Annotated in this window: 8 protein-coding genes; 6 read left to right on the top strand and 2 right to left on the bottom strand. The window is 43.1% G+C overall.

All coding sequences use genetic code 11. From position 1 onward, the window contains the following. The first annotated feature begins 4 nt into the window (after nt 1-4). Together P2W71_RS21890 and P2W71_RS21895 are read left to right on the top strand one after the other, a co-directional pair. Complete coding sequence (locus tag P2W71_RS21890; protein ID WP_276373529.1) at nt 5-514, top strand: YfiR family protein; 510 nt, start codon at nt 5-7, stop codon at nt 512-514. Nucleotides 515-710: 196 nt separating this feature from the next. Continuing rightward, nucleotides 711-2,045 (top strand): NAD(P)/FAD-dependent oxidoreductase, encoded by a 1,335-nt coding sequence (locus P2W71_RS21895; protein WP_276373530.1) that lies wholly within the window; start codon nt 711-713, stop codon nt 2,043-2,045. A gap of 46 nt (nt 2,046-2,091) precedes the next feature. Here P2W71_RS21895 and P2W71_RS21900 read toward each other — a convergent pair whose 3' ends face one another. Continuing rightward, nucleotides 2,092-3,195 carry a DUF5009 domain-containing protein gene (locus P2W71_RS21900; RefSeq protein WP_276373532.1) on the bottom strand — a complete coding sequence of 368 codons (1,104 nt, stop codon included), beginning with the start codon at nt 3,193-3,195 and terminating at the stop codon, nt 2,092-2,094. Between the two features lie 261 nt (nt 3,196-3,456). On the opposite strand from P2W71_RS21900, the gene P2W71_RS21905 reads away from it, so the two are divergent. The 3 genes from P2W71_RS21905 (at nt 3,457) to P2W71_RS21915 (ending at nt 8,195) form a co-directional block, all read left to right on the top strand. After that, entirely contained in the window at nt 3,457-4,518 is a 1,062-nt protein-coding gene (locus P2W71_RS21905; RefSeq protein ID WP_276373533.1) for an amidohydrolase family protein, read from the top strand. 47 nt (nt 4,519-4,565) lie between these two features. Next, on the top strand, nt 4,566-7,490 hold the full coding sequence (locus tag P2W71_RS21910; protein WP_276373534.1) for a glycosyl hydrolase: 2,925 nt from the start codon (nt 4,566-4,568) through the stop codon (nt 7,488-7,490). 66 nt (nt 7,491-7,556) lie between these two features. Further along, on the top strand, nt 7,557-8,195 hold the full coding sequence (locus P2W71_RS21915) for a DUF6624 domain-containing protein (RefSeq protein ID WP_276373535.1): 639 nt from the start codon (nt 7,557-7,559) through the stop codon (nt 8,193-8,195). A gap of 89 nt (nt 8,196-8,284) precedes the next feature. Here P2W71_RS21915 and treS read toward each other — a convergent pair whose 3' ends face one another. Beyond that, a complete protein-coding gene (gene treS, locus P2W71_RS21920) occupies nt 8,285-11,620 on the bottom strand; it encodes a maltose alpha-D-glucosyltransferase (protein ID WP_276373536.1) in 3,336 nt (1,111 codons plus the stop codon). Nucleotides 11,621-11,961: 341 nt separating this feature from the next. Here treS and P2W71_RS21925 point away from each other — a divergent pair, with 341 nt between their 5' ends. After that, the gene (locus tag P2W71_RS21925) at nt 11,962-14,433 is read left to right on the top strand and encodes a transglycosylase domain-containing protein (protein WP_276373537.1); all 2,472 of its coding nucleotides are present in this window, start codon (nt 11,962-11,964) and stop codon (nt 14,431-14,433) included. Nucleotides 14,434-14,488 lie beyond the last annotated feature (55 nt).

The raw sequence follows: 14,488 nt of genomic DNA on the forward strand, positions 1-14,488 counted from the left end.
TATTATGCATTTCTCTAAATTATATTTTTTGCTCACAGCGCTTGTCTTTTCATTCACTTCAAAAGCGCAAACAACTAATTATCAGGTATACGCACTGTATGTTGTAAACATTGCCAAATATTCTTCTTGGCCCGCACTTTCCGGCGAGTTTAACATTACTGTATTCGGCAGGTCAAAAGTGTATGATGAATTATTAAAACAAAATGGCAAAATGGTAAATGGCCATAACATGAAGATCACGCAAGCTGAAAATATCAGTGACATCGGTCATCCCCAAATCATTTACCTGGCGGATGGAAAAAGTAACACGTTAGATGATCTTATCAAAATGACGGAAGGAAAGTCTGTCATGATTATTTGTGAACGAGAAGGTCTCCACAAGCGGGGTGCAGGTTTCAGTTTTGTAGTGATGGATAACGGAACCCTGCGGTGCGATATCAATGCGTCAGAACTTGAGAAACGTCAAATCAGACTTTCCAAAAACTTGAGTGCATTGACGAATTCATCGATATAAGGTTGGAACCCTCTCAACTAAGAGTGAGACATTGAATAGCCAAAGTGTGCTGTCGCTTTTCGTAACGATATCTTTGGTTAAACTGTAGCTGGAAAAGATTGTTTACATTGTAATTTGCCGTCGTTTAGTACAATTTTTTAAAATATTAAAGATTGTCCTGCACGCGGAAGAAATTTCCATTGTTAACATCGACCGTATGAAGCCACAGGCCGCACGCATTGCAAAAACCGACAAACCACGGGTGGTTATTCTTGGCGGTGGGTTTGCTGGCATAGAGCTCGCCAAGGCATTGCGACATGCGCCGGTTCAGATTGTATTAATTGACCGCCAAAACTTTCACACATTCCAACCGCTGCTTTACCAGGTTGCCACGGCCGGGGTAGAACCGTCGTCTATCATTTATCCCTTTAGAAAGATCTTTGATGATGATTCCAATTTTTTCTTTCGCATGGCAGATGCGATATGTGTCGATACCGCGAACCGAATTCTGGAAACGTCCATCGGTTACATTCACTACGATTTTCTCGTGGTTGCCACAGGCGCTACTACGAATTTTTATGGTAATGAACAGATTCAATCAAAAGCTATTCCTATTAAGGCTATTGAAGACGTGCTCGCATTAAGAAATACAATACTTACAAATTTTGAAAAAGCACTTCAAATTCAGGATGAACAACAGCTAAACAGCTTAATGGATTTCGTCATTGTGGGTGGCGGCCCTACCGGCGTTGAAATAGCCGGAGCGTTGAGTGAATTGCGAAAGCATGTGTTTCCCAAAGACTATCCAGAACTCAATTTTGTCAATATGGATATCCACCTGATCCAAAGCGGTTCACAGCTTTTAAAAGGAATGTCGAACGAGGCATCTGCAGAAGCAAAAGCAATACTTGAAAAAGCCGGTGTGAAATTGTGGATGAATTGTCGCGTTAAATCTTACGACGGACTTATAGTAAAATTAGATACTGGCGAATCACTTTGTACACGAACATTAATCTGGGCTGCCGGCGTCACAGGAAAAGTTATTGAAGGTTTCCCGGCTTCTGTAGTCGCCCCGGGCAACAGGCTAAAGGTAGATGCTTGCAACCGCGTTGAAGGATATTCAAACATTTTCGCTATTGGCGATATTGCCGCCATGGTTACGCCCGAAAACCCTGAAGGATATGCCATGATGGCTCAACCAGCGATACAGCAAGGCAAATGGTTGGGAAAAAACATTAAACGGTTGCTGGCGGGCGAAGCGCTTCAGCCCTTCCGTTACAACGATCAGGGTTCTATGGCAACGATCGGCCGAAACAAAGCGGTTGCAGACCTAAAAATTTTCGGCCATACCTATAAAACTCAAGGATTCAAAGCGTGGTTTGTCTGGATGTTTGTACATCTCATTTCACTCATTGGTTTTCGAAATCGCCTGATCGTATTCATCAACTGGATGTGGAGTTATTTTACTTACGATACCGGAATCCGCTTGATCATCGGAAAGAAAAAAGAAAATGTTCCTGTCGAGGAAGTAACAGAAAAAACTATGGTTTAAGTGTTTGCATTGCAAAAATCCCAAATTCTAACGCCAGTAATTCATCTCAAATCTTAAAAAATATTCCCTTCTTATAAAGAAATCTGCACATCCCCCACTCTAAAGTAAAAATCACCAACGATGTGATAATCGCCATCAAGCCCAGGGGAATGTTGATGAAACTCATCAAGCCATTCGATATGGCAGCGATGTAACCATTAAACCACCTGCCGCCAACAATTTCAATAAAGAGATAAATAAAAAGGGAATTCATGCCCACGATAATAAAAAACTCCACATATTTTTTGTGCTCACGCAAATCGATCCACCAGTAGAAGAAGCAAAGCGCAAGCAAACACCATCCACCGGACGCGAGTACAAATGAAGATGTAGCAATGCGTTTAATGATCGGCGTGATCGTCACATCCATTACATAGCCTGTCACGAGTGCAATAGCGCCTGTAATCAAAAGCCATTTTAGTTTTTCTCCAGGTGCCAAGGAAGTGAGCAATAGCTTACCTACCAACGCTCCCCATATCGTATGGGCTGCTGTAGGCAGAAAGTTGATGGCAACCCACCCTCCCCCATTAATCTTATTCATTAAGACAAGGTCCATGTAATTGCCAAAATTATGCTGGTCAGTAAAAGGTTGATCAAAATTCGGAATGTTTGTAAAGCGGTATAATATTTCTGTCAACACCAGTAAACCCAGGCTGAATGCGATTTGCGCTGAAAATGACCATCGGAAAATGAAAAATGCAATCAGCGTGGTGGCCGAGAGTTGTGTGAGTACATCCCATAGCTCAAACGATAGACCACCCGGGCGAACAGCATAGTCCAGCACACCCCAAAAGAATAACCACCCTGACCTTTTTAACACTTTAACAAAAGACACACGCCACGGAACACCTTGAACTTGCTGCCGATGCAACGAATAGGCCATCGCTGTTCCTGCCATAAACATGAAACCCGGTTGGATGAGGTCCCAGAACCGTAGACCGTTCCATGGGTGATGAAAAAACTGTTGAAAGAAAAGTTGGATGACACTCCCTTCCGTCACTTCATAAAGATTTTCGTACAACCGCGCGCTCTCCAACATTAACAATACCATGATGAGTCCTCGCATAAAATCAAGCGAAAGAAGTCGGCTTTTGACAGGTGGAAGGGTCATAATAAGATGATGGAAATTTCCTTTTTCTAATTACAACTATTAAGAGAATAATGCAAGACGCGAATTTTCAAACTTTAAGCAACTTGTCTGAAGATCTGATAATTGCTCGTTTAATAAAACGCCCAACACATTCAATCCATACTCGTCAACTAAGCAGAGCAAGGACTACTGTTAAATTTATGAAATACAAGTCCGGCACTTCACCAGTCTCATTGTCCTCTAGATTAGAATTCGTACTTTCAGTCAACAATAGGTATTACTATGAAATATTTCCTTTTCATCGCGATTATCTTGGTCTGTTTCTCTTGCACATCTGACTTTTATACCGCAGCCGATTTTGGTAAGGTGGGGAAGATTGATACTCACATGCACCTCAATGCCAAGCATCTTGCGCTCGCGGAACAAGCCCAGGAAGACAACTTCAAGTTACTTACAGTAAATGTGGATGTCTCTAGTTATCCTTCGCTTGAGGATCAGGAACAGTATGCAATACACCAAATAAAGCATTTCCCTGACCGCGTTAGTTTTCTGACAGCATTTACGTTAACACAATGGGATTCTGCAAACTGGTCGGACATAACGATTGAGCAATTAAAAAAGTCGTTCGACAAGGGTGCTTATGGAATCAAACTTTGGAAAAATATCGGAATGGTTTATAAAGATGCAGCAGGAAAATTCATCATGATCGACGATCCTAAATTCGATAGCGTCATTCAATATATCATCGACCAGGATAAAACCGTGATGGCGCATTTGGGCGAACCAAAAAACTGCTGGCTTCCATTGGAACAAATGACCGTGAATAATGACCGAAGCTATTTCAAGGCACATCCGGAGTATCATATGTATCTGCATCCGGAATATCCATCGTATGAGGACCAGATCAATGCACGCGACCGGTTTGTCGAAAAACATCCGGACATGCGGTTTGTTGGCGCACATTTGGGAAGTCTGGAATGGAGTGTGGATGAACTTGCCAAACGTTTAGACAAGTTTCCGAACATGGCTGTTGATATGGCTGCACGCATTCCTCACCTTCAACACCAGTCTAAACTCGACCGGGAAAAGGTAAGGCAATTTTTAATCCGGTATCAAGATCGAATTATCTATGCAACAGACTCAGGAATTTCCGCCGATGCTAATATCGAAAATGAAAAAAAGGATCTTCACAATACATGGATCAACGACTGGAAATATTTTGTAACGGATGAAACGCTAACTTCGCCTCACGTGAACGGCGACTTCCAGGGACTACAGTTACCAAGGACAGTCACCGACAAGATTTATCGGGAAAATGCGATGAAGTGGTTTAAGATAAAGTAGTCGACCGGCCGAGTCCTTAAAATATTTGTTATTTAAAAAATTACAGCTTGAACCTCGAATTCACAAAATTAGAAAAAACTCCCTCCGGCTTCAGCATCGGTGGACGGCTTACGATCATATTAACCTTGTTAGGGCTTGTTTTCAGTCACCTATCTTTCGCGCAATCTCCGGATACACTTGCCGTCAATTTCAAAAATCCCCCGCAGCAGTATGGTATCCGTTGTTGGTGGTGGTGGCTGAATGGTAACGTTACGCAAGCGTCTATTACACGCGATCTGGAAGAGATGAAAGCCAAAGGTTTTAGTGGCGCTTGTATTTTTGATGCCGGCGGACAAAATCAACAAGGCAATGGCAATGTTCCTGAAGGGCCGATGTTCGGCAGCCCCGAATGGAGAGAGTTGTTTGTTCATGCGGTACAAGAAGCTAATCGTTTGGGCTTAGTGTTGAGCCTTAGTATTCAAAGCGGCTGGAACCTTGGTGGTCCGGATGTGACAGCGGAAGAAGCAACGAAACATCTTACCTGGTCGGAGGTAACGGTGAAAGGGCCGGCTAATTACTCGCAGGTTTTACCAATGCCAAAGATCCGCGATAATTTTTATCGCGATATCGTAGTAGTTGCTTTCCCGAAAAGAAATGACTTGCCTCAACGGCCACCCATCAAAGACTTGGACTTAAAAGCCGCCTTCCGTGAAGGCGACCGGTCCGGATTTAATACGGAGAAAGTATTAGAAGATGAAGCGCCGACAGCCAATGAGCAGGATGCGCTTACGCATGACGTTGTCATATTAAAAAGCAAGTTGGGAGCCGGTGGCAAACTGACCTGGCAAGTACCAGCAGGAGAATGGACCATTATGCGGTTTGGCTTTACCACTAGCGACGCACATGTCTCGACATCCAGCGGAAAGTGGCAAGGAAGGGTCATTGATCATATGAGCGCCAAATATTTTAACCGCTACTGGGATACCCATGTTAAACCACTCCTGGATGTAGTTGAACCTATGACAGGCACAACGCTTCGTTATCTTCAAACCGACAGTTGGGAAGGTGGCGGCTTGAATTGGACCGATAATTTCGCAACAGAATTCAACAAGCGCCGCGGTTATGATATTTATTCTTACCTCCCCGTTATCGCCGGGAAAATCATTCAGGACAGACAAACCAGCAACGCATTTCTTGCCGACTTCCGGAAGACGATAAGCGATTGTATAGCAGAATATCATTACAAGGTGTTTGCCGATCGTGCCAGCGAATATGGCATGGGTCTGCAACCTGAATCCGCAGGACCGCATGCCGGGCCGTTTGATGGATTGAAGAATTATGGATACAGCGAAATTATGATGAGCGAATTCTGGTCGCCTTCACCACATCGATCAAAACCCGAAGATAGATTTTTTGTAAAGCAAGCTGCAAGCGCTGCGCAGATCTATAATAAGCAATTGGTAGGAGCCGAATCGTTCACCACCATTGGAAGACATTGGAATGATGTGCCATGGTCGATGATGAAACCACCATTCGACCGAGAGGTTTGCTCTGGGCTCAATCTTGTTTTCCTGCATACTTTCACCAACTCTCCAAAAGAAATGGGGCGGCCTGGCCAGGAATATTTTGCCGGTACACACTTGAATCCGAATATAACGTGGTGGGAATTCGCGGGAACTGTTTTCGATTATTTTAAACGCTGTCAATACTTACTGCAAAAGGGATATGTTGCAACGGATGTGCTGTACTATTATGGCGATCACGTGCCCAACATTGGACATTTAAAAGCTTTCGATCCGGCAAAGGTATTACCCGGTTATGATTATGATTTAATTAATGAGGATAGGCTTTTAAAACTTACGGTAAAAGACGGACTGATAACACTACCGCATGGTAAAAATTATAAAGTGCTGGTTCTTCCTTCTTTAAAAATACTTTCGTTGGCGGCATTGAAGAAAATTCACGATCTCGTTCTCGAGGGCGCTACAGTCATCGGTGACAAACCGACGCACATGATGAGTTTGTCCGGATACCCGGAAAGCCAGACCACCTTTAATAAATACACAAACGAATTGTGGGGAGAAAGCGCATCAGCCGAGGGCCAACGTCAATCGGGAAAGGGCATCATGATCTGGGGTCAGACGGCCAGGGAATTTTTACAAAAAGGTGGGATCGCCCCTGATGTCGAATTCATGGGTACAAAGGACGATGAGGGATATGACTACCTTCACCGTGTCATTGGGAACATGGACGTATATTTTATCAGCAGCCAGAATGAAAAGCAAGTCACAGCGAATGTTGCGTTCCGCGTTTCGGGGAAACAACCGGAGCTTTGGAATCCGCTGACAGGTGAGGTTCGAAATGCAAACGCCTTTCAACAGGGTAACGGCAGGACTATAGTACCGTTAAGTTTTGATCAATATGGATCGACATTTGTGATTTTCAGAAAGCCACTGCCTTCAACAGCATCGGGATCAGCAACAACAAATTCAGTAAAATATAATGTAGTGACAGCCATTAAAGGACCATGGAAAGTATCGTTCGACTCAACGTTGAATGTAGCCAGTCCGTTGAATTTCACAACCCTGGTTAGCTGGACAAAGCATCCTGAAAAGTCACTTCAGCATTATTCCGGAAAAGGCGTGTATTCAACTACTTTCGATTTTCCTGTCATGAAGAAAAATGAACGATATTTTATTACGCTCGGAAGCGTGCAAGATGTAGGTATCGCAAAAGTGAGCTTGAATGGGAAGGAAATTGGTGTTACGTGGACGCCTCCCTTTCAGTTAGAAATAACCAAGGAACTTTTACGGAAGGGAAATAGACTTGACGTGGAGGTAATCAATTCATGGCGTAATCGTTTAGTCGGTGACCGTGGTTTACCAAAGGAAAACCGGCTTACAAAAACGAATATCACCATCAAACCCGAATGGCAATTGCTGGAAGCAGGTTTATTAGGGCCTGTCGAAATCAGCATTTTGGAAAAAAAATAGTCTGGTGTTATAAACTTATTGCTCGCGTGTTTCATCAACAATGCATGCTGTTATAAACTCCTCACAATGCAACAATGTATTCTGGTATCATGGTGTTTTTTTATTTCCCATTTAAGTCTGGCGCAGATACCTACTATAGACGACAATCCTGACGGCTATGCGTACAATAAATCCCTGGCAGAGCAGCTCCAAAACATTCATATTGAAGATCAGCAATACCGGAAGAAAATTGAAGAAACCGAAAACAACTTCGGAAGAAACTCCAACGAAATGAAAGATCTTTGGAATGCTATTAGCAGAAAAGATTCTATTAATACCATCAAAGTAACCCGGATCCTGGACGAACATGGCTGGCTAGGACCTGAGGTGGTAGGTGATCAGGGAAACACGACACTTTTCCTGGTCATTCAGCACGCGAATCTAAAAACGCAGGAAAAATATCTTCCAATGATGAGAGAAGCTGTAAAAAATAAAAAAGCATTGGGAAAACAACTGGCCTTACTGGAGGACCGTGTCGCACTCCGACAAGGAAGAAAACAAATTTACGGAAGTCAAGTATACAGGAATGATTTAACGGGTAGCTTCTACCTGGCACCCATTGAAGATGAACCTAATGTAAACAAACGCCGCGCGGCCGTGGGATTAGAGCCCCTGGAGATCTATGCCAAAATGCATAACATAGATTATAAACTTCCTGAAAAGTAGACGTTCAATGATGCATGATTTTGAATGCACGAAGGCAACGTACCATGATCAAAGTAATCCCAATCATAAATATCTCCTAATCATTCTAATCAAGATTCAGACCCTACTGAATTATTTACAAGCTCTTTAATTCCCCGTAACGGTATGACTACCCAATTCGGGCGGTTGTTCATTTCATAATTCAATTCGTAGATAGCTTTTTCAAGCAGAAAGGTGGTCATCAACGTCTGCAAGTCGTCTTTTGATTTAGGAATGAATCCACTCCCTTTTACTGTTTCGAGATATGCCTTCATGAAAAATCCACTCATATAATGAAACCATTGCTCGGCATACGGTACAAGTTTGTTAATGTCTTCGTTTCGGATTTGATTATCTAAAAACAATCCGCCATACGCCGCATAGTGAAATGAACGAATCATACCGGCTACATCCCGTAAAGGAGAACGCTTTAACCGACGTTCGCTGTAACTTCTTGCAGGCTCTCCTTCAAAATCTGATATAAAGAAATCCTTACCGGTAAACATCACCTGACCCAGATGGTAATCGCCATGAATCCGGATCTTCACCACATCGATCTTACGTTTGTATATGTTCTTAAAAACTTTTAATATATCATCCTTCATTGCGAGGACTGCTTCTGCCTCCGGTTTTACATCCGGAGAAAGCCTGTCCAGGTTTCGGCTTTGATTATTGAACGTGCCCCGCACAAGAGATTGTAACCCTGCAAATAGAGACCTTTGATAATGCAACGAATAGGGTTCGGGCTTAAAATTAGGAAAATCAACCCCTGACGCCAACGCAAGATGCATTTCGCCGGTGCGTATACCCAGGAGGTGAGCCCGTTCTGCTACCGGCGCTTCCAATAGTTCCTTCATTTCGGGAGGAATATCCTCGTAAGCCACGGGGTCAAGAATGCTACCCTTCAACGGAGGCAATGTCTTAATTTCTTGTTGCGAAAGTATCCGTTCATTGAAATCATCAAGCCTGTCGAGCATATAGGTCCATGCATCGCTGCTGCTCTCTACCATTTCCTGCATCAGCGCCAATACCATTCCGGCATTTTCATACTTCCATTCTATCGCTCCGATAAATGCGGGAACATTTTTGAACTTGGCGTATTCCGTTAGAAATTGTACAATCTCAAGATCGGGATTAATAGCCCGGTCTACCTTCCTGAAAAACTTCAAAAAGAACTTATTGTCATAGGTAATGGACGTGTTACTTTGTTCTCCGGAAATTACTTTAGGCATTATTTTCGGATGCGATTGCACATGCTTCTTCAATACTTTATCAGCATAAAATTCGATCTCGCTATTCTTAAGGGAAATGCTTTGATTCAAGGACATTTTGTTAATAATCATCTGCTGAAATTCACTGCCATAGATAGCATCATAGAGAATTCCTTCCTCCTCCCCTACCTTAAGCCGGCAGATTACTGCTTGGGGACAATGATCCGCTATTTTTGTTGCAACGTCTCCTTTACCAAAGACAACCGGTAGCTGGTACGTGTCAGGCAAGCCACTGTCATACTGTACTTCAATTAAGAACACGATGGCATGATCGTTCTCCTGCAACGGTATCCGTGCATGTTTTATGATTTTAATGCTTTCAACAATTCGTCCTTTGCCTCCGAACCACCTCATTTTAAACAGATAATTGTAAAGCACCTTCTGCTCCAGCGCTTCAAGCATCTTCTCGTCGATCAGTCCTTTCCATGTCTCCACCTGTAGCAGCGGTAATGCCTTTGGTACCTGCGACTCAGGATGTGCTTTTTCAAGAATAAACCATAAGCAATCATGACCTCCCAATGTCAGGAAGTATGTTGTTGCTGTTTTAATCGGCGGAAATTTATTCTTGCTGAAAATTTCTACCGGTATATATCCTTTATAGGTTTCGAGGTCCAGTTCTGCTGGTTGAATGTATCTGGAAAGATTAACGACTACTAAAATTGTTTCATCTTCATAGCTGCGCGTAAAAGCAAGAATCTTCGGGTTCTCCGACGAAACAAACTTCATGTCGCCATAACCAAATGCTTTGTACTGCTTCCGTTTGTTAATCATCCGCTTTGTCCACCACAATAAAGAAGACGTGTTCATACTTTGCATCTCGACATTCACAAACTCGTAGTGATACTCGGGGTCAAGAATGACTGGCAAATAAAGGCGGTGGGGATTTCCCTCAGAAAACCCGGCGTTGCGATCCGACGTCCATTGCATGGGAGTCCGGACGCCATCGCGATCGCCCAGGTAAAAATTATCACCCATTCCAATCTCATCGCCATAATAAATCACCGGCGTTCCTTTAAGCGAAAACAAAAGATAGTTCAGCAACTCAATCTTTTTTCGGTTGTTGCCCATGAGTGGCGCTAGCCTATGTCTTATACCGAGGTTGATTTTAGCCTTCGGATCTTTTACATAAACGCGATACATGTAATCACGTTCTTCATCTGTAACCATCTCCAGTGTAAGCTCATCATGATTCCGTAGAAAGATTGCCCACTGACAATTGGCCGGAATTTCGGGCGTCTGGTCAAATATGTCTGTAATGGGGTATCGATCTTCGGTTTGCAACGCCATGAACATACGCGGCATGATCGGGAAATGATAGTTCATGTGACATTCATCCCCATCTCCAAAGTAAGATGCTGAATCTTCAGGCCACATGTTTGCTTCCGCCAGCAACAGGGTACCGGGATATTTTTCATCGATGTGCTTCCTGAGTTTTTTCAGGAATGCGTGGGTCTCAGGCAAGTTTTCACCGTTCGTACCTTCCCGTTCAAAAAGATACGGAACAGCGTCGAGTCGAAAACCATCCACACCCATGCTGCACCAATAATCCAAAATCTTAAACACTTCCTCCTGTACAACAGGACTATCATAATTAAGATCAGGCTGATGATGAAAGAAACGATGCCAGTAATATTGTTTAGCGACGGGATCCCACGTCCAGTTAGAACTTTCGAAATCCTGAAAAATAATTCGTACGTCTTTATACTGGGTAGGGTCATCCGTCCATACGTAAAAATTCCTGTATGGAGAATCCTTAGGAGCTTTTCGCGCCCGCTGAAACCAGGGGTGCTGATCAGAAGTATGGTTAATAACCAGCTCCGTAATTACTCTAAGACCTCTGTAATGTGCTTCTTTTAATAATTGTTTGAATTGCTTGATATCACCATAAGCAGGATTTATGTTGTAATAATCAGCAATATCATAACCATCATCTTTCTGGGGTGATGGATAAAAAGGAAGTAGCCAAATGGTGTTGACACCCAAGTCCTGGAGATAGTCCAGCTTTTCCATTAAACCTTGAAAATCACCGATACCATCACCATTTCCATCCCGAAATGCTTTGATATGCAGTTCATAAATTATCGCGTCTTTATACCAATAAAGTTTATCATCCAAGACTGATTTGACTTCCGCCATAGAGTTAGTAACGATCTAGTTTCTTTTAAGCATATACTTTTAAGCATATACTTTTAAGTATATATATCTTTATAGGTATATACCATGAACGAGGCTTTTTGTTTTGAGAGGCTTTAAAAGAAATCCGTTTAAATCAATCTATGCCCTCATTCATCCAAACGGTTGGTTCGACTCGCATTAATTAAGTGCAGCGAAATTATCATATAGTAACACTGACTACATCCGACTAACCGATTATGGCTTATAACTAATTTCAGCATTTTTATGTTAACCATCCTGAATACTTGCGGCCTAGTTCCTGAGGTACTAACTTTCGCGATTGATTCGGTGGTGTATCGGTTATGCAGTCATTTATAGAAAAGCTAAAATATTTTATTCGGGATTTGTTCTTTGTTGCCGTAGAAAAGGTGCAGCCTCTTCTCATGTCCCTTTGGCGGCAGTTCAATCGATTACTACAATATCTTAAGACCCATCCGAAGGCAAAAAGGTGGACGATTATCGCCGGGCCACCTATCTTATTGTTGCTGATTCTTTTAATCATTGTATGGATTGAGACGCCCAGCAAAAAGGAATTACGGAACATTCAAAACCAGGTGGCTTCGGAAGTATTCAGTTCAGACAGTGTTTTATTGGGACGATATTACATTCAAGACCGGACAGAAGTCCAATATGAAAACATATCGAAGGAAGTGATCAATGCGTTGATAGCAACAGAAGACGCTCGCTTTTATGAACATGAGGGGATAGATTTTGTCAGCCTGGGTCGGGTAATTGTCAAGTCCATCTTTTTACAGGACGAGTCCGCAGGAGGTGGCAGTACCCTATCACAGCAACTTTCAAAAAACCTGTATCCGCGTGAAAAGTATTGGGTGCTCTCCTTGCTGATCAATAAGCTTCGCGAGGTGAGTACAGCTTACAGGTTGGAAAACCTCTACACTAAGGAAGAATTGTTGACCATGTACCTGAATACTATTCCCTTTGCGGATAATGCCTTTGGGATTCAGGCTGCGGCTAAACGCTTCTTTTCCACGACTGCCGACGCACTCACAACCGATCAGGCCGCCATGCTTATCGGCCAACTTAAAGCAACCCACAATTACAATCCGCGGCTCTTTCCAAAACGCGCGCTGGAAAGGAGAAATGTTGTTTTGAATCAAATGGTGAAATACAATTTCCTTGAGGAAAAGAAAGCTGAATCGCTCAAGAAGCGTTCATTGGGTTTAAAATACAGCAAGGTTTCTCATCACCAGGGACTGGCACCATATTTCAGGGAGTATTTGAAAAGCGAGTTGATATCATGGTGTAAAACGCATACGAAGGAAGACGGTACGCCTTATAATTTGTATACCGATGGATTAAGAATATATACAACGATCGATTCTAAATTACAGCTGTACGCCGAAAATGCACTCGTACAACAAATGACAGAGGTACAAAAACAGTTCTTTGATCATTGGGGAAAGGAAGTGCCGTGGAAAGGTAAAGAGTCTCTTGTACAGGAAGCGATAGTCCGGTCACCCCGTTACCAGCGCCTGAAACAGCAAGGACTTTCTGAAAAGGAGATCATGGCGATCATGCAAAAAAGAATACCCATGCGGTTGTTCACCTGGCAAGGCGAGAAAGATATCAAAGCGAGTCCCATTGATTCCATCAAACACCATCTTCAATACCTAAACGCCGGATTTCTGGCGATGGAACCGGCGACAGGAGAAGTGAAAGCATGGGTAGGTGGAATTGAACATGATTTCTACCAATATGATCATGTTAAAACTTCCACCAAGCGGCAAGTGGGGTCTATCTTTAAGCCTATCGTATACGCCATGGCCATTGAAGAGGGAATTTTGCCGTGCGATCTTTTTTCTGCACAGCAGGAAACTTATATAGATAAAGAAGGTGTAAAATGGACGCCGCGGAATATGCAAAACGATTACAACGTTCAATATTCTATGCGTGGAGCATTGGCTTATTCTGTAAATACGGTAGCCGTAAAACTGATTCAGGAAGCCGGCGTAAACAACACGATTGAACTTGCCCGAAAGATGGGCATTAGCAGTGAGCTACCGGATGTACCTTCCATTGCCCTTGGCTCTTCATCCATTTCGTTAATGGAAATGACAACGGCCTATGCCTGTCTCGCCAATGAAGGCGTAACCAACCTGCCATTTTATATTAAGGAGATTTATGATCTGGAAGGAAAGGTTTACAATGACTTCAAACCTAAAGGCTCTGGTAAAAGGGCAATTTCAAAGGAGACTGCATTGCTGGTAAGACAATTAATGCAGACTGTTGTTCATGAAGGTACTGCTTCGCGATTACGGTGGAGGTATGGCATTTATACGGATGTAGCCGGAAAGACCGGAACGACGCAAGCCAACGCTGACGGCTGGTTCATGGCGATTACACCTAAGCTGGCCATTGGCTCCTGGGTTGGTGCTGATGATCCGCGCATTCGCTTCCGTAACACAAAATTAGGACAAGGTTCTAATACTGCCCTTCCTATCGCAGCGTACTTTCTGAAGCAGGTGAATCAGGATCCTAACTTCAAATCCATTTCTTCCGCAAAATTCAAACCCCTACCCAATGAGTTGCAGCAGGAATTACAGTGTGATCTTTATGAATTGGACGATGTGTTGTGGGCTGATATTGAAAAGACGATCTTTAAGAGAGACTCTATTATGCATGCTGATTCCTTAGCAAAACCTCCTCAGGAAACGTTTTTGGAAACACTCTATAAGCGTAAACTACGCATGCAACAAGCCGCACACCGGCGGGATTCTATTAATGCCCTACCGATAAGGGTAGACGGCGGATGAGGCGGTGAAACAAATCATGGCGACCAAAAATTTAATTTGGGCTAACGGATCGGCA

This window comes from Chryseolinea sp. H1M3-3 (assembly GCF_029360725.1).
Classification (GTDB): Bacteria; Bacteroidota; Bacteroidia; order Cytophagales; family Cyclobacteriaceae; genus Chryseolinea.

What these genes read in the sequence shown, in the direction of transcription:
- P2W71_RS21890 (WP_276373529.1), top strand. Translation starts at nt 5, where the DNA reads ATGCATTTCTCTAAATTATATTTTTTGCTCACAGCGCTTGTCTTTTCA.
- P2W71_RS21895 (WP_276373530.1), top strand. Translation starts at nt 711, where the DNA reads ATGAAGCCACAGGCCGCACGCATTGCAAAAACCGACAAACCACGGGTG.
- P2W71_RS21900 (WP_276373532.1), bottom strand. Translation starts at nt 3,195, where the DNA reads ATGACCCTTCCACCTGTCAAAAGCCGACTTCTTTCGCTTGATTTTATG.
- P2W71_RS21905 (WP_276373533.1), top strand. Translation starts at nt 3,457, where the DNA reads ATGAAATATTTCCTTTTCATCGCGATTATCTTGGTCTGTTTCTCTTGC.
- P2W71_RS21915 (WP_276373535.1), top strand. Translation starts at nt 7,557, where the DNA reads ATGCAACAATGTATTCTGGTATCATGGTGTTTTTTTATTTCCCATTTA.
- treS (WP_276373536.1), bottom strand. Translation starts at nt 11,620, where the DNA reads ATGGCGGAAGTCAAATCAGTCTTGGATGATAAACTTTATTGGTATAAA.
- P2W71_RS21925 (WP_276373537.1), top strand. Translation starts at nt 11,962, where the DNA reads ATGCAGTCATTTATAGAAAAGCTAAAATATTTTATTCGGGATTTGTTC.